We start from the raw sequence: 21,279 nt of genomic DNA, 5'->3' as shown, positions 1-21,279 counted from the left end.
GCCGACGACGACAGACGTGCGGAACCGGAGTGGATCAGCGACCGAAGCGGACGACGAAGGGAGTGTTTATCGTCAGGAAGACGACTATGATCGCCGCATGCCCTACGACCCGTCAGCCTTTCCGCCCTTCGCCGTCACCGTGGACCTGGTCGTGCTGACCGTGCGCCGCCATGCCCTGTGCGCGCTGGCTGTGCGCAGGGGTGAGGCACCCTTTCAGGGGCGGTGGGCGCTTCCGGGCGGCTTCGTGCGGGCCGACGAGGACCTCACGCAGGCGGCGGCGCGCGAGCTGGCAGAGGAGACCGGACTGCGCGCCCACGATCCCGCGGCTCCGTCTCCGGCTCCGGACAACGGCGCCCACCTGGAGCAGCTCGCCACATACGGCGACCCCAAGCGCGATCCCCGGATGCGTGTCGTCAGCGTCGCGCACCTGGCGCTCGCACCGGACCTGCCGGCTCCGCGGGCGGGCGGCGACGCCAGCAACGCGCGCTGGGCGCCGGTCGAGGAACTGCTGCAGCACGGCGGTTACGGCCGAGACGGCGAACCGGTCGCACCGCTCGCCTTCGACCACGCCCAGATCCTCGCGGACGGGGTGGAGCGAGCCCGTAGCAAGATCGAGTACTCGTCCCTCGCGACCGCGTTCTGCCCCACCGAGTTCACGGTCGGCGAACTGCGCCGCGTCTACGAGGCCGTATGGGGTGTGGCGCTCGACCCGCGCAACTTCCACCGCAAGGTGACGGGCACGCCCGGCTTCCTGGTGCCCACCGGTGGCACCACCACTCGGCAGGGCGGTCGCCCGGCCCAGCTGTTCCGGGCGGGCGGCGCGACCTTGCTCAACCCGCCGATGCTGCGGCCCGAGGTCTGACACCCGGCCGACCCGCTGTCACCTCTGCCACCACTGGCATACGGGAAGTGGTCTCAAGCGGATCGGCCAGATAGGCCACGCTCGCACGGCTGGCCGTGCGATGTCCGTAAAAGCAGGATATGGAGCGCTATCTTCCTGTAAGTGATCCAGGCCTTCGGACTGACCAGCAACTCCCGCAAGGCGCTTCCGCCCGCCGTCGACGATGTCTCCTTCGAGGCGCGCGCGGGCCGCGTCACCGTCCTGCTCGGAGCGCCGGGCGCGGGCAAGACCACGGCGCTGAGACTGATGCTCGAACTTCAACAGGGCCGCGGCCTCGCCCACTTCAGAGGTCGCCCCCTGCACCGCATCGCGCACCCTTCGCGCGAGGTCGGCGTCGTTTTCGGCGACGTGCCGGGGCACCCGGCCCGCACGGTCCGCGGCCACCTGCGCATGCTGTGCGCGGCCGCCGGCGTGCCGGTCCGGCGGGCCGACGAAGTGCTCGAAGTGGTCGGCCTGGTCAGTCTGGGCGACGAACGCCTGAGCACCCTCTCCTGCGGCATGGACCGGCGGCTCGGCCTGGCCTGTGCTCTCCTCGCGGACCCGCACACCCTCGTCCTCGACGATCCGGCCGACGGGCTCTCCGGGCGCGAGAACCGTTGGCTCCACGGCATGCTGCGCGCCCACGCCGACCAGGGCGGCACGGTCCTGACGACCACGGCCGATCCCAAGGAGGCCGCTCGCACAGCCGACCACGTCCTCACCCTGGAGCAGGGCAGACTCGTCGCCGACCAGCGGGCCGCCGACTTCGCCCGCACCCGGTTGCGGCCCCGGGTGGCCGTCCGCAGCCCATACGCCGTCCGGCTGGCCGCCCTGCTCGCCAAGGAGGCGCGAGCCGCACAACGCTCCGTCGAAGTCGTGCAGGAGGACGGCAACCGGCTCTCCGTGTACGGCAGTAGCTGTGCCCACGTCGGCGAGACGGCGTTCCGGCACAGCATCCTCGTTCACCAACTCGCCGACGAGACCGGAGACATGGGGCCGGGTGTTGGAGCCGGAGCGGGATCAGGGGATCGGCGTCGGACACGCGCCGAAGCCGCACCGGACGCCTCGTGCGAAGCGGGCCCGGACCTCTCGGGCGAGGCCCGACCGGACCTCTCGGGCGGTGGGGCGACGGTCGCGGTCGGCACCCCCGCGGTGAGCGCCGAACGCGCGAAGGTCGCCGAAAGCGCACCTGCGGGAAACGGTCGTCGGGAGGCCGACGCCGCTGCCGCGCCGCGCAACCCCGCTGACGCCCCATCGCCTTCCTCCGCGACGCACCGGGCGACCGATGCGCGCCCTTCCGGCGGCCCCCGAGCTGCCGATGGAGACTCCCGGTCCGCGGCGGCTGCCGCGCCAACTCCCGACCGCGCGGTGGCGTCGGACACCCCGCGCGTGACCACGGCCCTCACCATGGAGGAACGCCACTCGGCCACCGAACCAGCCGCCGTACCCCCCGCCCGGCACGCCCCTCGCCGCTCCGCCACCCGCAACTTCGACACCCTGCCGGCCCTGCCACCCCCCATCGCCGTCCGCTCCGCCCCCAGCCCGCTGCGCCCCCTCCGCTACGAACTCCGCCGTGCCACCGGGATCAGTGCCGGGTTCCTCACCGGTGCCGTCGTGCTGCTCGTCTCCGCCCTCACCGCCGTACTCCTTGCCCGCATGGGTCACACCTCGCAGCCGCGACTGCTGGCGGCGTGGCCCGTGGAGCTGCCGCTGCCGCCCGCGGCGCTCGGCGCGGGACTGCTCGGTGCGCTGGCCTTCGGGGACGAGTTCCGCCACCCTGCCCTGGCGGCGGACCGCGGCACCGTGCCCCGGCGGCTCGGGCTGCTCGTCGCGAAGCTCCTCGTCGCCGCGCTCACCGCCCTGATGCTGGCCTTCCTCACGGTGGGCTGCGACGCCGAAATGCTCTATCTCGTCTACGGACGGGAGCTCGTGCAAGTTCCCGCGGACTGGCTTTCCATGAGTGCGAGTTGGCTGGGTCTTGTGGTCGGCTGCGCCTGGGCCGGTGTGCTGGCCGCCGGAGTGTTCCGGTCCACCACGGCCGGGCTGGCGGCGGTGGTCGCCGTGCCCGTCGTAGTCGTACCGGCTGTGCAGAAGGCATGGGAGAGCGCGTCCGTGCGGAGCGCGGCCGGATTCTCGATGCGGCTCCGCGAGACGCTCCTGGTGCAGTGGCCCTTCGGGGGAGAGCGCTATCTGGTCGGCGCGGCCCGTGTCGTCGCCCATCCCGTCGGCGGGGCCATGGCGTTGTCCCTGACGGCTTTGGCGTGCGCGTATCTGCTCACGACCCTGCGAAGCAGGGTTCGATGACGACCGTCCGGGACCCATCCGGTCTGGGCATGTACGCAACTCCCCGGAGAAAGCCCATTTCTTTCCGATAAGGCGTCAATTGCGACGGGGTGAGCGATCACCCTTTCGTGTGCTTTTCACCAAAGACCTCAAGGGAGTTGGAGGCAGCGCCGACAAAGGATCCGTGAGTACCCTTGCGCACACCATGATGACCGCCGCCCGCTCCACCGACTCCGGTCTGGCCGGCCCGGGCGAACTCGATCGCTACCCCTACGCCGAGGCCCCGGTGGCCGACCGCGTGGGAGCCCCCGTCTGGGAGGCCGCGGACCCCGAGCTGGGCCGTGTGGGCCGCCGTGCCGCAGGCAGTCGCGGACGCGGACTGCACGGCCAACTCGTCCAGCAGCTGGGCCAGATGATCGTCTCGGGCGATCTGGGTGCCGACCGTCCACTGGTTCCCGAGGAGATCGGCCAGCGGTTCGAGGTGTCCCGCACCGTCGTCCGCGAGTCGCTGCGTGTCCTCGAGGCCAAGGGCCTGGTCAGCGCTCGGCCGAACGTCGGTACGCGTGTGCGTCCCGTGAGCGACTGGAACCTGCTCGACCCGGACATCATCGAGTGGCGGGCCTTCGGTCCCCAGCGTGACGATCAGCGGCGCGAGCTGAGTGAGCTGCGCTGGACGATCGAGCCCCTCGCCGCCCGTCTCGCCGCCGGGCACGGGCGGGCCGACGTCCAGCAGCGCCTCTCCGACATGGTCGAGATCATGGCGCATGCCATGGGTCAGGGTGACGCGCTCACCTACTCGCGCGCCGATGCCGAGTTCCACTCGCTGCTGATCCAGCTCGCCGGCAACCGAATGCTGGAGCACCTTTCGGGGATCGTGTCGTCAGCCCTGCAGGTCTCCGGAGGTCCGGTCACAGGCTGCGAGCGGCCGACCGACGCGGCGCTGGGGCATCACGGCAGGATCGTCGACGCCCTCGCCGCGGGCGACGGCACGGCGGCCGAGACGGCCATGCGGCAGCTGCTCATCGTGCATCCCGAGGTGGAACGCGTCGTACCGGCGCCGCGCGAACACTGACCACACCCCGCGGGGGGACGGTTCGGGGATGTCTTCCCCTCCCGCGCCATCCTCGGCCGTTTCGCCCGCACTCCCGTCGGACCCCGCAGAACCCGTCCCGGGTCTGCGGGGTCCGACGGTCGACGTGGCGGGATTCGGTTGCGGAGGTCCGGGTAGGTGTCACGGGTGACCTCCTATGCTCGTGTCTGACCGTTTTTGGGCGCTTACGGGGTGTGACTCGGGCCACGAAGATTGGGCGTAACGCTTGTGGAAACAACGCGATGACCTAAGAGGTAACAGCCGCAGAGGGAATACGGACGCCGTTCAAGGCGCTGTGCATCCTCCCGGCCCCCGCCCGCGCCGTCGGCCCACCCCGAGGCCGGTGGTTGGCTCCCGTCCGCCTGGACGGGGCCGGAAGCCGTTTTCCAACGTTCCGAGAGGTTGTTCGTGTCGGCCAGCACATCCCGTACGCTCCCGCCGGAGATCGCCGAGTCCGTCTCTGTCATGGCGCTCATTGAGCGGGGAAAGGCTGAGGGGCAGATCGCCGGCGACGATGTGCGTCGGGCCTTCGAAGCTGACCAGATTCCGGCCACTCAGTGGAAGAACGTACTGCGCAGCCTCAACCAGATCCTCGAGGAAGAGGGTGTGACGCTGATGGTCAGTGCCGCGGAGCCCAAGCGCACCCGAAAGAGCGTCGCAGCGAAGAGTCCGGCCAAGCGCACCGCCACCAAGACGGTCGCGGCGAAGACGGTGACCACGAGGAAGGCCACCGCCACCACCACGGCCGCCCCCGCCGTACCCGCTGTGGACGACCCCGCAGACGAAGCCGCCCCCGCGAAGAAGGCGGCCGCCAAGAAAACGACGACCGCCAAGAAGGCGGTCGCGAAGAAGACCGTCGCCACCAAGAAGACGGCGGCGAAGAAGACCACCGCCAAGAAGGACGACGCCGAGCTGGCCGAGGAAGAGGTCCTCGAGGACGCTCCCAAGGGCGACGAGCCCGAGGGCACCGAGAGCGCCGGCTTCGTACTGTCCGACGAGGACGAGGACGACGCGCCCGCGCAGCAGGTCGCGGCCGCCGGCGCCACCGCTGACCCGGTCAAGGACTACCTCAAGCAGATCGGCAAGGTCCCGCTGCTCAACGCCGAGCAGGAGGTCGAGCTCGCCAAGCGCATCGAGGCCGGTCTGTTCGCCGAGGACAAGCTGGCCAACGCCGACAAGCTCGCGCCGAAGCTCAAGCGCGAGCTGGAGATCATTGCCGAGGACGGCCGACGCGCCAAGAACCACCTCCTGGAGGCCAACCTCCGTCTGGTGGTCTCCCTGGCCAAGCGCTACACCGGCCGCGGCATGCTCTTCCTGGACCTCATCCAGGAGGGCAACCTCGGTCTGATCCGCGCGGTCGAGAAGTTCGACTACACCAAGGGCTACAAGTTCTCCACGTACGCCACCTGGTGGATCCGTCAGGCGATCACCCGCGCGATGGCCGACCAGGCCCGCACCATCCGTATCCCGGTGCACATGGTCGAGGTCATCAACAAGCTCGCGCGCGTGCAGCGCCAGATGCTCCAGGACCTGGGCCGTGAGCCCACCCCGGAGGAGCTGGCCAAGGAACTCGACATGACCCCGGAGAAGGTCATCGAGGTCCAGAAGTACGGTCGCGAGCCCATCTCGCTGCACACCCCCCTGGGTGAGGACGGCGACAGCGAGTTCGGTGACCTCATCGAGGACTCCGAAGCCGTCGTCCCGGCCGACGCGGTCAGCTTCACACTCCTCCAGGAGCAGCTGCACTCTGTCCTCGACACCCTGTCCGAGCGCGAGGCGGGCGTCGTCTCCATGCGGTTCGGTCTCACCGACGGTCAGCCGAAGACCCTCGACGAGATCGGCAAGGTGTACGGCGTGACGCGCGAGCGCATCCGCCAGATCGAGTCCAAGACCATGTCGAAGCTGCGCCACCCGTCCCGTTCGCAGGTGCTGCGCGACTACCTCGACTAGGCCGTAGCCGTACGACGCCGAAGGCCCGACTGCCCCGAGGGGAGGCCGGGCCTTCGACGTGCGCGCGGGTGCGGGGCATCGGGCGCTGAATCACTCTGGGTGTTCATCGACCTCTCCAGAGTGAGGAGCGCGCATGCGTCGTCCCCTTGTCCGGGCCCTGTCCCGGCCGTTGATCCTGGTGGCCGCGGCGGTGGCCATACCATTGGCCTCCGCCGCCCCGGCGGCCTCCGACGGCGTTGTCGTGGGCGGTTTCCCGGTCGACGTCTCTCAGAGCCCGTGGGCGGTCGCGCTGTCCAGCCGTGACCGGTTCGGAGGTATGCGATCGGGGCAGTTCTGCGGCGGTGTGGCGGTCGGCCCTTCCACCGTGCTCACGGCGGCCCACTGCCTGGGCGAGGACGTCCTGGGAGCGCCGCCGGGTCAGGTGGCCGACCTGAAGGTCGTCGCGGGCCGTACGGATCTGTACTCGGACGCGGGTCAGGAAGTCTCCGTGCGTACTGTCTGGGTGAACCCGGGCTACGACAGTTCCAGCAACGCCGGAGACTTCGCCGTGCTCACCCTTGCCGGGTCGCTCCCGGCGGGGGCGGTCATCGGCATGGCCGCCGAGGGCGATGCGGCCTACGAGCCGGGTGCGGACGCCGTCGTCTACGGCTGGGGAGACATCACAGGCTTCGGCGCGTACGCCCACAGCCTGAGGGCGGCCCGCGTCCACGTGCTGGCCGACGCGCTCTGTGAGCAGGCGTATCCCGCTTCGGCCGACGGCACGTACCTCGCGCGGAGCATGGTGTGCGCCGGAGAGGTGCGGGGCGGCCGCGACGCCTGCCAGGGCGACAGCGGTGGGCCGCTGGTCGCACAGGGCCGGCTCATCGGGTTGGTGTCGTGGGGCAGCGGCTGTGGGCGGCCGGGGAGCCCGGGCGTCTACACACGGGTGTCCGACGCCGTGCGGACGCTGAAGTGGGACGTCGTCACCCGAGGGTCCCGCCAGGCCCCTGGCGGGGCCTGAGCGGGGCTTCCCTCGGCGAGGCTGACGCCTTCGCTCGGGCCTTGAGCCCGCAAGAGCGGGCGGCCGTCCCTGGGAGCAGGGACGGCCGCCCGTGTACCGGCCTGTGCCGGTTCTGGCTCGTCGTAGACGCGTCGGATCAGCGCTCTTCCTCGGACGAGGACGCCGGCACGGTCGTCAGCCGCTCCGTCTCGTCCTGTATCTCAGCGGCGATCTTCTTGAGTTCCGGCTCGAACTTGCGGCCGTGGTGGGCGCAGAAGAGCAGTTCTCCGCCGCTGAGCAGCACGACGCGCACGTACGCCTGGGCGCCGCAGCGGTCGCAGCGGTCAGCGGCCGTCAGCGGGCTCGCGGGGGTCAGAACAGTAGTCACGTCGCCTCTTCTCTAGCTCGACGAGCTGTCGTACCAGGGTCAACATCCAACCAGCCCCAAAACGTTCCCGCTCGTGGCTTCTCCTCGAAAAAATCTTTCCCGAGGTGGCCGTCTGCTGCCGGTTTGGCGGCGAATGTGCCGTATTGCGTGGTCTGTGGCTTACGGTTTCGCGCTATCGGTCATGGTTCGATCCTCCCGGCTGGATTGCCGGTTTGTTCATGAGGACGTGCCCGGAGCCTAAATGGTTCATGCCTCGAAGGGAACGTGATATGTACTTCACTCCATCGAGGGATCGAACATGCATGCGACGCTGGACTAGGGTGAGTTCAGACGAGGGTGGCGTTACAACGGCTCTACCAGGCCTCGGTACCCTCTTGGCGGCAACCCAAGCCGCGCCCTTACCCAGAAGGGCCCCAACTGAAATTCAGCGAGGAGCGAACCGCGTGACCGCCGAAACGTCCGTGCCGTCCACAGCGCTGCTGGCAGGAGCAGACCGGGACGGTTCCAACTACACCGCGCGGCACCTGCTCGTCCTCGAGGGCCTCGAGGCCGTGCGGAAGCGCCCGGGTATGTACATCGGCTCGACCGACAGCCGTGGTCTGATGCACTGCCTGTGGGAGATCATCGACAACTCTGTCGACGAGGCCCTGGGCGGCTATTGCGACCACATCGAGGTGATCCTCCACGACGACGCCTCGGTCGAGGTCCGTGACAACGGCCGTGGCATCCCCGTCGACGTCGAGCCCAAGACCGGCCTGTCCGGCGTCGAGGTCGTCATGACCAAGCTGCACGCCGGCGGCAAGTTCGGCGGCGGGTCCTACGCCGCCTCCGGCGGTCTGCACGGCGTCGGCGCCTCCGTGGTCAACGCCCTGTCCGCCCGACTCGACGTCGAAGTGGACCGAAGCGGCAACACGCACGCGATCAGCTTCCGGCGAGGAGTCCCGGGCGCCTTCGCCGCGGACGGTCCCGACGCCAAGTTCGAGACGGGCGGTCTGCGGAAGATCAAGAGAATCGCCAAGAACCGCACCGGCACGCGCGTGCGGTACTGGGCCGACCGTCAGATCTTCCTCAAGGACGCCAAGCTCTCCCTGGAGAACCTCCACCAGCGCGCCCGCCAGACCGCGTTCCTGGTGCCCGGCCTCACCATCGTCGTCCGTGACGAGTACGGTCTCGGTGACGGCGGCAGCAAGGGCGAGGAGTCCTTCCGCTTCGACGGCGGCATCAGCGAGTTCTGCGAGTACCTGGCCGGCGACAAGCCCGTCTGCGACGTCCTCCGCTTCACCGGGCAGGGCACGTTCAAGGAGACGGTCCCGGTCCTGGACGACCACGGGCAGATGACCCCGACCGAGGTCACCCGTGAGCTCGGCGTCGACGTGGCGATGCGCTGGGGCACCGGCTACGACACGACCCTCCGGTCGTTCGTCAACATCATCGCCACGCCCAAGGGCGGCACGCACGTCGCCGGCTTCGAGCAGGCGATCGCCAAGACGATGAACGAGGTGCTGCGCACCAAGAAGCTGCTGCGCGTGGCCGAGGACGACATCGTCAAGGACGACGCCCTGGAGGGCCTGACCGCCGTCGTCACCGTCCGGCTGGCCGAGCCCCAGTTCGAGGGCCAGACCAAGGAGATCCTCGGCACCTCGGCGGCCCGCCGCATCGTGAACACCGTGATCTCCAAGGAGCTCAAGGCGTTCCTGACCTCCACCAAGCGCGACGACGCAGCTCAGGCGCGGGTCGTCATGGAGAAGGCCGTCGCCGCCGCACGCACGCGTATCGCGGCCCGGCAGCACAAGGACGCGCAGCGCCGCAAGACGGCACTGGAATCCTCCTCGCTGCCCGCGAAGCTGGCCGACTGCCGCAGCGACGACGTCGAGCGCAGCGAGCTGTTCATCGTCGAGGGAGACTCCGCGCTCGGCACGGCGAAGCTCGCCCGGAACTCCGAGTTCCAGGCACTGCTGCCGATCCGGGGCAAGATCCTCAACGTTCAGAAGTCGTCCGTGACCGACATGCTGAAGAACGCCGAGTGCGGCGCGATCATCCAGGTCATAGGAGCCGGCTCGGGCCGGACGTTCGACATCGACGCGGCCCGCTACGGCAAGATCATCATGATGACCGACGCCGATGTGGACGGCTCCCACATCCGCACGCTGCTGCTGACGCTGTTCCACCGCTACATGCGACCCATGGTCGAGGCCGGCCGGGTGTTCGCCGCGGTGCCGCCGCTGCACCGCATCGAGCTCGTCCAGCCCAAGAAGGGCCAGGACAAGTACGTGTACACGTACTCGGACCGTGAGCTGCGCGACAAGCTCATGGAGTTCCAGAGCAAGGGCGTCCGGTACAAGGATTCGATCCAGCGCTACAAGGGTCTCGGCGAGATGGACGCCGACCAGCTGGCGGAGACGACGATGGACCCGCGCCATCGCACCCTGCGTCGCATCAACCTCTCCGACCTGGACTCCGCCGAACAGGTCTTCGATCTGCTGATGGGCAACGACGTGGCGCCGCGCAAGGAGTTCATCTCCAGTTCGGCGGCGACACTGGACCGGTCCCGCATCGACGCGTAGCCGCTGCGCTCGGCCTGGGCGGGGCGTCTGGGCCGAAGCCCGTGTCGGATCCGCCGGGTTCGACGAGGGCGTCGGGTCGTTCGGTATCCGGCGATCCGGCGATCCGGCGATCCGGCGATCCGGCGATCCGGCGATCCGGCGGTCGGGGCGGTGGTGCCGCGGGCTGGGCTTGCGGTTTACGCCGTCGGGTCCGGCGTCCTCCGTTGGCCTGTCGGCGGTGGCGTTTCGGCGGTGTTCTCCACCCGTGGGTGGAGAACACCGGCCTGCGGAAATCCACCCGTGATCCACCCCAGCGCCGATCTGCGGACCGGCGCGTTTCCGTAGCGTCGAAGGCGTCGGCAGCGCTCGCTGTCGGTATCCCCTTCCCGCACACGGAGGCTGTGATGTCCGGGCTCGTCAACGCACTGGTGATCGTGGCCGTGGCCGGCATCGTGATCGCGCGGCAGTTCCGCGCAAGCCGTATCGACACGAACCGGCGATGGTGGCTCCTGCCCGGGATCCTGGCCGTCATAGCGATGCGAGAGCCCCACCTGCTCGACGCCCGTCACCACACCACGGCGGCCCTGGTCCTCGGTGCCGAACTGATCGTGGGCCTGGCCATGGGAGCCGCCTGGGCCTGGACCACGCGTATCTGGGTGGAGCGGGACGGCTCGGTGTGGAGCAAGAGCACCAAGGCGAGCGCGGCCGTCTGGGCCGCCGGCATCGGTGTGCGGCTGGGCCTCTTCGCGGTCGGTACGCTGCTGGGCATCCACCAGGACAGCTCGGCCCTGCTGCTGGCGCTCGCGGCCACCCTGCTGGTCCGCTCCGGGGTGCTGATCTGGCGTGCGCAGTCACTGAACCAGGCTCCCGTCCACGCCGCGGCGTACGGTGACCACGTGCCCCGGTCCACGTGGAAGGAGCACGTGTGACGGAGAACCTCTGGACCCGCTGGCCCTCGCGGGAGGCGCTGGGCCCCAAAGAGCTATCACGGCCCAGGCGGCTGCTGGCCTGGGGGGTAAGGCTCCTGGTGCTGGGCGCGCTGCTGTGGGGCGCCTTCCGCGACAGCCGCGTCCACGGGTGGGTCGCGGTCGTCGGGGCCGGCGGTGTGCTCGCGGCAGGCGGGCTGGCCTGGGCCTTGTTCCGAACCACGCTCGAGCATCGGCTGTGGCGGTCGCTGGCGCTCGTCCTCATGCTGCTGGGACTGGCGGCCGGAGCCGAGAGCGCCGGATTTCGCTCCGCGGCCATAGTCCTGTGGTGCGGGTGCGCCATCGCCGCACTGGAGCGACTGCCGCTGGGCGCCGCAGTGCTGACCGCCTCGCTCGGGTTCGCCGCCTTCGCCACGGTCGACGACGACCCGGGGCCGACTTCGGCCGCCATCATCGGAGGCATGGCGCTGGCCGGATACGCCCTGCGCCTGGACGCCGAGGCCAGAGGCCACGCACAGCGACTGCTCGCACAGGAACGGGCGGCGCGCGTGGCCGAGGCCGAGTCGGCCGCACTCGCGGAGCGGGCCCGAATCGCCCGGGAGATCCACGACGTCCTGGCCCACAGCCTCTCGGCGCAACTCGTGCACCTGGAAGCGGCCCGGCTGCTGATCGAGCGGGGTGCGGACCGAGAACAGATCCTCGAACGCGTGGTGGCGGCACGCGGAATGGCCCGGGACGGTCTTGAGGAGACCAGACAGTCGCTCTCCGCGCTGCGCGGTGAGCTGACGCCGCTGGAGGACTTCCTGACCGACCTCGTCCGCACTTCCGACGGCGCGGAGGTCACCGTGAAGGGTGAACGCAGACCGCTGCCGGTAGAGGCCTCGCAGGCAGTGCGCAGGGTCGCCCAGGAAGCCCTGACGAACGCCCGCAAGCACGCACCGGGGGCGAAGGTCCGCGTGCGGCTGGAATACAGCCCGCGTGAAGTCACCCTCGATGTGCGGGACTCGGGGGGTTCGCCGGGTGAACTCGCCGAGGCGGGAGGCGGGTACGGTCTGCTGGGCATGCGGGAGCGCGCCGAACTGCTGGGCGGATCGCTCGCTGCCGGACCGGAGGAGGAAGGCTTCGTGGTGACGCTGAAGGTGCCACTGTGACGGAGGAGCCGGAGAGGAAGCCGGCCCGGGTCGTGGTCGCGGACGATCAGACGGTCGTCCGGGAAGGCATCGTGACGCTGCTCGGGCTCCTGCCGGGAGTCGAGGTCGTGGGCGCCGCAGGGGACGGGGACGAGGCGGTACGGCTGGTCGGCGAACTCGCTCCCGATGTGGTGCTGATGGACCTGCGCATGCCCCGCTGCGACGGAGTGGAGGCGACGCGGCGCATCCGCGCGGAACACCCGGGAACGCAGGTCGTGGTGCTCACGACCTACGCGGACGACGAGTCCCTGTTCCCGGCGCTGAAAGCGGGCGCGCGTGGGTACCTCACCAAGGACGCGGGCGGGGACGAGATCGTGCGGGCCGTGCACAGCGTGCTGTCGGGGGACGCGGGGCTGTCGCCGAGCGTCCAGCGGAGGCTGCTGGAGCGTCTGTCGGCGCCCGAGCCCGAGCCGGCGCAGCCCCCTGTCCCACCCGACGGGCTGACGCCACGGGAGGCGGAGGTGCTGGTGCTGATCGCCGACGGGCTCAGCAATCCGGAGATCGCGCGTCGGCTGAGCGTTTCCACGGCGACGGTGAAGACGCACATCAACAACATCTTCACCAAGACGGGGCTCAAGGGCCGCGCCCAGGCGGTGCGTTACGCGTACGGGAAGGGGCTGGTACGGCCACCCAGGGGATGAATCGGCCTGTCGGTCACCTGAAGGGGTGAAGCGTGTGGGGAAGAAGAGTCAGGGATCTTCCCGTTCTGTCCATCCTTGGGCATGCAGTCAAGCAACGGTCGTGCCCGCGTCGGCGGGGACGGTCCCGAGACCGGCGGCCCCACGCCGCACGCCCGCGAACAACACAGAGGCCAGGGGCGGACGTTCCTCGACACGTCAGGAGACGTGCGCTACGAGGACCCGTGGTACGACGCGCTCGCCTCGGGCTGGGGCGAGTCGGCCGCCGTCGGTGCGCCCGTGACCGAGGTTGCGGCGACGCATCGGGAGCGGGAGACCGGAGCCGTGGCGGCGGCGCAGGTCTACCTCGAAGTGCAGCGCAGCGCAGCGTTCCAGGAAGTGCGCAGCCGGTACCGGCGGTTCGTGGTGCCCGCCGTCGCCGGGTTCTTCGTCTGGTACGTGGCCTACGTCGTGACCGCGACGACCGCGCCCGGATTCATGGCGCGGCCGGTGGCGGGCGCGGTGAACGTGGCGTTGCTAGCCGGCCTCGGACAGTTCCTCAGCACGTTCCTGCTCACCTGGGCCTACGCCCGGCACGCACGGCTGCGCCGGGATCGCGCCGCGCTCGATCTGCGCTGGGACACCCAGGAGTTGACGCGTGAGGCGACGGGCGGTGCGTCATGACCGGCAACCATCAGACGCCGGCGTTGCTGCTGTTCAGCGTCTTCGTCGCGGTCACGTTGGGCATCACGACCTGGGTGAGCCGCAACCGGCACGGTTCGGAGGAGGAGTTCTATGTCGGCGGGCGGCTGTTCTCCCCGATGGAGAATGGTTTTGCCATCGCGGGCGACTACATGTCGGCCGCTTCCTTCCTCGGCATCTCCGGGCTCATCGCGCTGTTCGGGTACGACGGGCTGCTGTACTCGGTGGGTTTCCTCGTGGCCTGGCTGGTGGTGCTGTTCCTCGTCGCCGAACTGGTGCGCAACTGCGGGCGGTTCACGCTCGCCGACGTGGTCGCCGCGCGGATGAGCGAACGGCCGGTACGGATCGCGGCGGGAACTTCCTCGGTCACCGTGTCCGTTCTCTATCTGGTGGCGCAGATGGTGGGTGCGGGCAGCCTGGTCGCGCTGCTCCTCGGTAACACGGGAGAGGCGGCGCAGTCCTGGGCCGTCATCGGCGTCGGCGCGCTCATGGTCATCTATGTGTCGATGGGAGGGATGCGGGCCACCACGTGGATCCAGATCGTCAAGGCGGTTCTGCTGTTGGGCGGCACCATCACGCTCACCGTGCTCGTCCTGGTGCGCTTCCACGGTGACTTCGACCAGTTGCTGCGCACGGCGGCCGAGCGCAGCGGGCACGGGGCCGCGTTCCTGGCGCCCGGGTTGAAGTACGGCGGGGACTGGACCGCGCGGTTCGACTTCATGAGCCTGGGACTCGCTCTGGTGCTGGGTACCGCCGGGCTGCCGCACATCCTGTCCCGCTTCTACACCGTGCCGACCGCGCAGGCGGCCCGGCGCTCGGTCGTCTGGTCGATCGGGCTCATCGGCGGCTTCTACCTGATGACCATCGTCCTGGGCTTCGGCGCGGCGGCGATCGTCGGCCCGGAGGCCGTGCGTGGCTCGAACGCGGCCGGGAACACGGCGGTTCCACTCCTGGCACTCGACCTGGGGGGCGGCGCCGACTCCACGGGGGGAACGGTCCTGTTCGCGGTCGTGGCGGCCGTCGCCTTCGCCACCATCCTCGCCGTCGTCGCCGGGATCACGCTCGCCTCCTCGGCGTCCGTGGCGCACGATCTGTACGCCTCCCTGCGTCGCCGCCACGCCAAGCCCCGCAGCGAGGTCGCGGTGGCCCGGGTCGCCGCCGTGGGCATCGGCGTGGTCGCGATCGCGCTGGGCCTGCTGGCCCGCGATCTCAACGTCGCCTTCCTCGTCGGGCTCGCCTTCGCCGTCGCCGCGTCCGCGAACCTGCCGGTCCTGCTGTACTCGCTGTTCTGGCGGGGCTTCACCACCCGGGGCGCGGTGTGGGCGGTGTACGGCGGGTTGCTCCCGGCCCTGGCGCTCGTCGTGCTGTCGCCGGTGGTGTCGGGCAGCCCCGAGTCGCTCTTCCCGGCCGTGGACTTCCAGTACTTCCCGCTGCAGAACCCGGGCCTGGTCTCCATTCCGCTGGGCTTCCTGGCGGGCTGGCTCGGCACCGTCACCTCGGCCGAGGTCGCGGACGAGGCCAAGTACGCGGAGACCGAGGTGCGGTCACTGACGGGGGCGGGTGCCGCGTAGAAGTGCGGCTCCTGCGCCGGCGTACCGTGCGCCCGGTGCCGACTCGCGGCTACGGCGCCACCCAGGCATAGCGGTGTTCCGGGCGGCCCGTGTCGCCGTACTTGAGGGAGAGGCGCAGACGGCCGGCCTGTTCCAGATGGCGGAGGTAACGCTGGGCGGTGGAGCGGCTCAGGCCGGTCTCGGCGGCGACCTCGTGGGCCGACAGAGGGTGGTTCGCGCGATGCAGGACCGCGCAGATCAGGTCGGTCGTCGGCTCCGAGTGGCCGCTCGGCAGGCCGGGTGAGGAGGGTGCCGACGCGGTGCGCAGGGCGCCGAAGATGCGGTCGACCTGCTCCTGGCCGGCGATGCCGTGGCCCCCGACCCGGTCCACCGTCCGGCGCAGGGCGGCGTACGAGTCCAGGCGCGTGCGCAGCGCGGCGAAGGTGAACGGTTTGACCAGGTAGTGCAGGGCGCCCAGACGCATCGCGGTCCGCACCGTGGTGACGTCGCCGGCCGCTGTGATCATGATGACGTCGGTGCCGTGGCCCTGCTCCCGCATGCGGTGCACGAGGTCGAGTCCGGTCCCGTCGGGCAGGTAGTGGTCCAACAGGACCAGGTCGATGTCGCCGCGCTGCACGGCGGCGAGCGCCTGGGCGGCGCTGTGGGCGCGGGCGGCGACCCGGTAACCGGGAACCTTTCCCACGTACTTGGCGTTGATCTCGGCGACACGGAAGTCGTCGTCCACCACCAGGACGTCAATCATGGGGCCTCTCTCCGTGGCGGCCAGGCGGGCGTTTCACCCATGTTTCGGCTTCGCTGTTGTAGCGCGCGCAGAACGAGCACAACAGGCTCTTGCAAGCAAAAGAAGCGCATGTGCCCACAAGACTGATGCTGTCTCGCCGGTCACCTCTACGGTCCCCGGCCATGAGCGCACACACCAGCCCCGCCATCGAGCTGCGGGGTGCGAGCAAGGTCTTCAAGACCCCGTCGGGAGCTCCGCACACTGCTGTGCGGGAACTCGACCTCACTGTCGGGCACGGCGAGTTCGTGGCCGTCGTCGGGCCGACCGGCTGCGGTAAGTCGACCACGTTGACCCTGGTCAGCGGCTTGGAAGAGCCCACCCAGGGCGAGGTGCTGGTCGCCGGGCAGCCCGTGCGTGGCGTCGGCGACAAGGTCGGATTCGTCTTCCAGCAGGACGCGACGTTCCCCTGGCGGTCGGTCCTGTCCAACGTCATGGCCGGCCCCCGTTTCCGCGGTGTGCCCAAGGCGGAGGCGAAGCGGAGGGCCCGCGAGTGGCTGGCCCGGGTCGGACTCACCGCTTTCGAGGACCGCTACCCGCATCAGCTCTCCGGCGGTCAACGCAAACGCGTCGCGCTCGCCGCGACCTTCGTCAACGACCCCGAGATCCTGCTCATGGACGAGCCGTTCTCGGCGCTCGACGTGCAGACCAGGGCTCTGATGTCGGACGAACTCCTCGAGCTGTGGGAGGGCACGGGCGCTTCCGTCGTCTTCGTCACCCACGACCTGGAGGAGTCCATCGCGCTGGCCGACAAGGTCGTCGTGATGACCGCCGGCCCCGCCACCGTCAAGCATGTCTTCGACATCGACCTGCCGCGGCCGCGCAAGGTCGAGTCGGTGCGTCTGGAGCCGCGGTTCATCGAGATCTACCGCGAGATCTGGGAGTCCCTCGGTGAAGAGGTCCGCATCACCCGCGAAAGAGGTGCCGCCGATGTCGCCTGACGTTCTCGAGCCGCCGCTGGTCGACACGGTCAAGACACCGGACCGCGCGCACTCACGCGCGCGTGCCGCACGTAAGCGCAAGGTCGTCGTCGCGGCGTCCCGTGTTCTGCTGCTGGTGGCCGTGCTCGCCCTGTGGGAGGCGCTCGCCCGGGCGAAGGTCATCGATCCGTTCAACTTCTCGATGCCCACGAAGATCTGGGACCAGATCTACACCTGGGTGACGCACGGGACCGCGCTCGGTTCCCTGGGCGAACAGATCTGGTACACGCTCTACGAGGCGCTGCTCGGCTGGATCATCGGCGTGGTCACCGGTGTCGTGTGCGGCATCGCGCTCGGGCGGATCACCTTCCTCGCCGACGTCCTCGGTCCATACATCAAGGTGCTCAACTCGATACCCAGGATCGTGCTGGCCCCGATCTTCGTGATCTGGTTCGGTCTCGGCCCCGCCTCCAAGGTCGCCTCGGCCGTCGTCCTGGTGTTCTTCCCGGTCTTCTTCAACGCCTTCCAGGGCGCCCGCGAGGTCGACCGCAACCTCGTCGCCAACGCCCGCATTCTCGGTGCGAGCGACCGCCGGGTGACGCTCCAGGTGGTCATCCCGTCCGCCACCTCCTGGATCTTCACCAGCCTTCACGTCAGCTTCGGGTTCGCCCTGATCGGCGCCATCGTCGGCGAGTACATCGGCGCGACCAAGGGCATCGGCCTGCTCGTCGCGCAGTCGCAGGGCACCTTCAACGCGGCCGGCGTGTACGCCGCGATGGTCATCCTCGCCGTCGTGGCGCTGGCCGCCGAGGGGCTGCTGACCTTCGCCGAGCGCCGCATCTTCCGCTGGAAGCCGTCGGCCTCCGACAGCTGATCCGGTCTCCCGAGGAAGCTCCCTCTCCCGAGCTCCTCCACCCCGCATCGCCTCTCACAAGGACGTGAACCCGCCATGCGCACAACCGCCAGATATACGGCCCTGGCAGCCGCCGGCCTGCTCGCCCTCGCCTCCCTCACGGCCTGCGCCAACGACGCGGCCAGCACCGCCTCCACGGGCGCCGACAGCAAGGGCGACGGCAAGGGGACGAAGGTCAAGATCATGGTCGGTGGCCTGGACAAGGTCATCTACCTGCCCGCCATGCTCACCCAGCGCCTGGGCTACTTCGACGCCGAGGGACTCGACGTCGAACTGCTGAGCGAGCCGGCCGGGGTGCAGGCCGAGACCGCGCTCGTCTCCGGGCAGGTCCAGGGCGCCGTCGGCTTCTACGACCACACCCTCGACCTCCAGGTGAAGGGCAAGGAGGTCGAGTCCGTCGTCCAGTTCTCGCACGCGCCCGGCGAGGTGGAGATCGTCTCCACCGAGGCGGAGGGCGACATCGCCTCGCCCAAGGACTTCAAGGGGAAGAAGCTCGGCGTCACCGGCCTCGGCTCCTCGACCGACTTCCTCACCAAGTACCTCGCCGTGAAGAACGGAGTGAAGGTCAGCGAGTTCACCCCGGTCGCCGTCGGCGCGGGGCCGACCTTCATCGCGGCGCTCCAACAGGGCGCCATCGACGGCGGTATGACGACCGATCCGACCGTGGCGACGATCCTGGACAAGAAGGCCGGCAAGATCCTTCTCGACATGCGGACCCCGCAGGGCTCCGAGGAGGCGCTCGGCGGACCGTATCCGTCGTCGAGTCTGTACATGCAGACGGACTGGGTCAACGGTCACAAGGGCACCGTCCAGAAGTTGGCCAATGCGTTCGTCAAGACCCTCAAGTGGATGTCCACACACAGTGCGAGCGAGATCGCCGGCAAGATGCCGGCCGACTACTCGCAGGGCAACAGCATGCTGTACTCGGTGGCCATCCAGAACACCCTGCCCATGTTCACCACGGACGGCGTGATGCCCAAGAACGGCCCCGAGACCGTCGAGAAGGTCCTCAAGGCGTTCAATCCGAACATCCAGAACGCGGACGTCGACCTGAGCCGGACCTACACGACCGAGTTCGTCGACAAGGCGACGGGCTGACGGTCGAGTAAGCGGCGGCCCCGCATCCGTATCCCAGGAAGGGGCACGGTTCCTTCCCCCGCCCCCAAGAACCGTGCCCTCAGGCGCGGGTCGCCCACACGTAACGGTGTTCCGGGCGGCCCGCGTCGCCGTACTTCAGGGTCAGGCGGGCCCGTCCCGTGCGCTCCAGGAGCTTCAGATAGCGCTGGGCGGTCTGGCGGCTCACCCCGGTCCGATCGGCGATCTCCTGGGCCGACAGGGGCCCCTCGGCGTTCATCAGGGACTGCCGCACGAGTTCGGCGGTGGTGGGGGAGTGCCCCTTGGGCAGACCGGGCTCAGAGGAGGCGGACAGCGCGCCGAAGATGCGGTCGACGTCGGCCTGCTCGGCCTCGCCGCCGCCGTCGAGGGTGCGGCGCAGATCCGCGTACGCCTCCAGCTTGGCGCGCAGCCCGGCGAAGGCGAACGGTTTCACCAGGTACTGCAGGGCACCCTGGCGCATCGCGGCCTGCACGGTCGAGACGTCCCGGGCGGCGGTCACCATGATCACGTCGGTCTGGTGGCCGCGTCGGCGCATCTCCTGGACCATCTCCAGGCCGGTCTCGTCGGGCAGGTAGTGGTCCAGCAGCACGAGGTCCAGGTGCGGCAGCAGCTCCAGCTGACGCAGCGCGTCGGCGGCGTTGTGGGCCTCGCCGGCCACGTGGAAGCCGGGCACCTTCCCGACGTAGGCGGCGTTGACCCGGGCGACCCTGGTGTCGTCGTCCACGACCAGGACCTCGATCATCGGGACTCCTCCTCGACGGCGCTCTTCGCCGGTGCGGCGAGGGCGGGTTCCAGTTCGGGCTCGGTCAGCGCCTCGGGCAGGACGACGGTGAACTCGGCGCCCCCGCCGGCCGCCTCGCCGACCGTCGCGCTGCCGCCCTGCCGCTCGGCAAGTCTGCGCACCAGGGAGAGCCCGATGCCCCGCTTGCCGTGCGCGGGCGGCTTCTTCGTGGACCAGCCCTCGGTGAAGACCAGCTCGCGCTGCTCGGCCGGGATGCCGGGGCCGGTGTCCCACACCCGCAGTACGGCGGCCCGGCCGTCCGCACGCAACTCGACCTCCACGCGCGCGTGCGGCTTGCCCGCGACGGCGTCGAGCGCGTTGTCCACGAGGTTGCCGACGACGGTGACCAGCCCGCGCGGGTCGATCAGACGGTCGGGCAGCCGGGTCCGGTCGGACACCCACAGGGCGACACCGCGCTCCGCCGCGACGGTCGCCTTGCCGACCAGCAGGGCGGCGAGCAGCGGGTCCTCGATCTTCTCGGTCACCTGCTCCGAGGTGGCCCGGTGATCGCCGACGACCTCTCCGACGAACTCCACGGCGTCGTCGTACATCTCCAGTTCGAGCAGCCCCAGCAGTGTGTGCATGCGGTTGGCGTGCTCGTGGTCCTGGGCGCGCAGCGCGTCGATGAGTCCGCGCGTCGAGTCGAGTTCGCGGCCGAGCTGTTCCAGTTCCGTGCGGTCGCGCAGGGTGGCCACGGCGCCGCCGTCGTCGGTGGGCATGCGGTTGACGACCAGGACCCGCTGTCCGCGGACGGCGATCAGGTCGGTGCCGGTCACCCGGCCGGCCAGGACGTCGGCCGTGCGTCCCAGGCCGAGCGCCTCGTCGGGCGCCTCGCCCACCACCTCGTCCCCGATGCCGAGGAGGCGCTGGGCCTCGTCGTTGAGCAGCCGGACCCGGCCCGCGCGGTCGAGGGCGACCACGCCCTCGCGGATGCCGTGCAGCATCGCCTCGCGCTCGGCGAGCAGCGCGGAGATGTCCGAGAAGGCAAGGTCGCGGGTCTGGCGCTGGACCCGCCGGGAGATCAGCCAGGCGGCCAGCGCGCCCACGGCGAGCGCGCCTCCGGCGTAGGCGAACAGCCCGGGGATCGCGTGGATGAGGCGGGCCCGCACGCTGTCGTACTCGATGCCGACCGAGACCGCACCGATGATCTTGTCGTTGGCGTCGCGCAGGGGGACCTTGCCGCGGGCCGAGCGGCCCAGAGTGCCGCTGTCGATCTCCATGACGTCCCGGCCGGCCAGAGCCTGGCTCGGGTCCGTCGAGACATGGCCGCCGACCTGCCCGGTGTCGGTGTGCGACCAGCGTGTGCCGTGCAGGTCCATGACGACGACGTACTCGGCGCCGCTGGCCTTGCGGATGGCCTCGGCCTCCCGCTGCACCGGCCCGTCGACCGAGGGCTGCGTGTTCTGGAGGTCCTCGGCGATCTGGGGCATGGCCGCGGTGGTCTGGGCGATGGCGAGGGCTCGGCGCATCGCCTGGTCGTCCAGCTGAGCGCTGAGCGGGGCGAGGAACAGCCCGGTCGCGAGCACCACGACTCCCGCGGCGATCGCCAGCTGCATGAGCAGGAGCTGCGAGAACATGCGCCTCGGCATTCCGAGACGCAGGCGACGGGCGGGGGGAGTGGGGCTCATACCCAAGAAGGTACGTGGGTGGGA

Annotated in this window: 18 protein-coding genes; 14 read left to right on the top strand and 4 right to left on the bottom strand. The window is 70.0% G+C overall.

Annotated features, from left to right (window positions below; all coding sequences use genetic code 11):
* The first annotated feature begins 97 nt into the window (after positions 1-97).
* From AB0J04_RS08360 to AB0J04_RS08340, 5 genes are all read left to right on the top strand, one after another.
* On the top strand, positions 98-862 hold the full coding sequence (locus AB0J04_RS08360) for an NUDIX hydrolase (protein WP_363167567.1): 765 nt from the start codon (positions 98-100) through the stop codon (positions 860-862).
* Between the two features lie 141 nt (positions 863-1,003).
* The gene (locus tag AB0J04_RS08355) at positions 1,004-3,184 is read left to right on the top strand and encodes an ATP-binding cassette domain-containing protein (protein ID WP_363167566.1); all 2,181 of its coding nucleotides are present in this window, start codon (positions 1,004-1,006) and stop codon (positions 3,182-3,184) included.
* Between the two features lie 163 nt (positions 3,185-3,347).
* Positions 3,348-4,235: a FadR/GntR family transcriptional regulator gene (locus tag AB0J04_RS08350; protein WP_363167565.1), complete on the top strand. Its 888-nt coding sequence runs from the start codon at positions 3,348-3,350 to the stop codon at positions 4,233-4,235.
* A gap of 426 nt (positions 4,236-4,661) precedes the next feature.
* Complete coding sequence (locus AB0J04_RS08345; RefSeq protein WP_363167564.1) at positions 4,662-6,203, top strand: RNA polymerase sigma factor; 1,542 nt, start codon at positions 4,662-4,664, stop codon at positions 6,201-6,203.
* Between the two features lie 133 nt (positions 6,204-6,336).
* A complete protein-coding gene (locus AB0J04_RS08340; RefSeq protein WP_363167563.1) occupies positions 6,337-7,203 on the top strand; it encodes a serine protease in 867 nt (288 codons plus the stop codon).
* 136 nt (positions 7,204-7,339) lie between these two features.
* Here the strand turns inward: AB0J04_RS08340 and AB0J04_RS08335 are convergent, their stop codons facing one another.
* A complete protein-coding gene (locus tag AB0J04_RS08335) occupies positions 7,340-7,570 on the bottom strand; it encodes a hypothetical protein (RefSeq protein WP_328479314.1) in 231 nt (76 codons plus the stop codon).
* Between the two features lie 443 nt (positions 7,571-8,013).
* Here AB0J04_RS08335 and AB0J04_RS08330 point away from each other — a divergent pair, with 443 nt between their 5' ends.
* From AB0J04_RS08330 to AB0J04_RS08305, 6 genes are all read left to right on the top strand, one after another.
* Positions 8,014-10,134, top strand: coding sequence for a DNA topoisomerase IV subunit B (locus AB0J04_RS08330; protein WP_363167562.1), 2,121 nt, complete (start codon positions 8,014-8,016; stop codon positions 10,132-10,134).
* Positions 10,135-10,517: 383 nt separating this feature from the next.
* Positions 10,518-11,042: a DUF1453 domain-containing protein gene (locus AB0J04_RS08325; protein ID WP_363167561.1), complete on the top strand. Its 525-nt coding sequence runs from the start codon at positions 10,518-10,520 to the stop codon at positions 11,040-11,042.
* The gene (locus tag AB0J04_RS08320) at positions 11,039-12,190 is read left to right on the top strand and encodes a histidine kinase (protein WP_363167560.1); all 1,152 of its coding nucleotides are present in this window, start codon (positions 11,039-11,041) and stop codon (positions 12,188-12,190) included. The genes AB0J04_RS08325 and AB0J04_RS08320 overlap by 4 nt, the downstream gene beginning before the upstream one ends.
* Positions 12,187-12,870, top strand: coding sequence for a response regulator transcription factor (locus AB0J04_RS08315; RefSeq protein ID WP_363167559.1), 684 nt, complete (start codon positions 12,187-12,189; stop codon positions 12,868-12,870). The genes AB0J04_RS08320 and AB0J04_RS08315 overlap by 4 nt, the downstream gene beginning before the upstream one ends.
* Positions 12,871-12,951: 81 nt before the next feature.
* Complete coding sequence (locus AB0J04_RS08310) at positions 12,952-13,530, top strand: DUF485 domain-containing protein (protein ID WP_363167558.1); 579 nt, start codon at positions 12,952-12,954, stop codon at positions 13,528-13,530.
* The gene (locus AB0J04_RS08305) at positions 13,527-15,119 is read left to right on the top strand and encodes a cation acetate symporter (RefSeq protein WP_363167557.1); all 1,593 of its coding nucleotides are present in this window, start codon (positions 13,527-13,529) and stop codon (positions 15,117-15,119) included. Before AB0J04_RS08310 ends, AB0J04_RS08305 begins: the two co-directional genes overlap by 4 nt.
* Positions 15,120-15,168: 49 nt before the next feature.
* Here the strand turns inward: AB0J04_RS08305 and AB0J04_RS08300 are convergent, their stop codons facing one another.
* Positions 15,169-15,861, bottom strand: a complete 693-nt coding sequence (locus tag AB0J04_RS08300; protein WP_363167556.1) for a response regulator — start codon at positions 15,859-15,861, stop codon at positions 15,169-15,171.
* A 161-nt stretch (positions 15,862-16,022) separates the two neighbouring features.
* Between AB0J04_RS08300 and AB0J04_RS08295 the strand changes: the two genes are divergently transcribed.
* The 3 genes from AB0J04_RS08295 to AB0J04_RS08285 all read left to right on the top strand — a co-directional run bounded on the left by AB0J04_RS08295 (position 16,023) and on the right by AB0J04_RS08285 (position 18,828).
* The gene (locus AB0J04_RS08295; RefSeq protein ID WP_363167555.1) at positions 16,023-16,838 is read left to right on the top strand and encodes an ABC transporter ATP-binding protein; all 816 of its coding nucleotides are present in this window, start codon (positions 16,023-16,025) and stop codon (positions 16,836-16,838) included.
* The gene (locus tag AB0J04_RS08290; protein WP_363167554.1) at positions 16,828-17,691 is read left to right on the top strand and encodes an ABC transporter permease; all 864 of its coding nucleotides are present in this window, start codon (positions 16,828-16,830) and stop codon (positions 17,689-17,691) included. The genes AB0J04_RS08295 and AB0J04_RS08290 overlap by 11 nt, the downstream gene beginning before the upstream one ends.
* 75 nt (positions 17,692-17,766) lie before the next feature.
* Positions 17,767-18,828: an ABC transporter substrate-binding protein gene (locus AB0J04_RS08285; RefSeq protein ID WP_363167553.1), complete on the top strand. Its 1,062-nt coding sequence runs from the start codon at positions 17,767-17,769 to the stop codon at positions 18,826-18,828.
* Positions 18,829-18,907: 79 nt separating this feature from the next.
* Here AB0J04_RS08285 and AB0J04_RS08280 read toward each other — a convergent pair whose 3' ends face one another.
* Positions 18,908-19,588 (bottom strand): response regulator, encoded by a 681-nt coding sequence (locus AB0J04_RS08280; RefSeq protein WP_351909579.1) that lies wholly within the window; start codon positions 19,586-19,588, stop codon positions 18,908-18,910.
* Positions 19,585-21,255, bottom strand: a complete 1,671-nt coding sequence (locus AB0J04_RS08275; RefSeq protein WP_363167552.1) for a sensor histidine kinase — start codon at positions 21,253-21,255, stop codon at positions 19,585-19,587. Before AB0J04_RS08275 ends, AB0J04_RS08280 begins: the two co-directional genes overlap by 4 nt.
* Positions 21,256-21,279: the final 24 nt, after the last annotated feature.

The organism is Streptomyces sp. NPDC050263 (assembly GCF_040655955.1).
In the GTDB taxonomy this organism is placed as follows: domain Bacteria; phylum Actinomycetota; class Actinomycetes; order Streptomycetales; family Streptomycetaceae; genus Streptomyces.
This window is presented reverse-complemented; position numbering and strand designations above follow the sequence as displayed.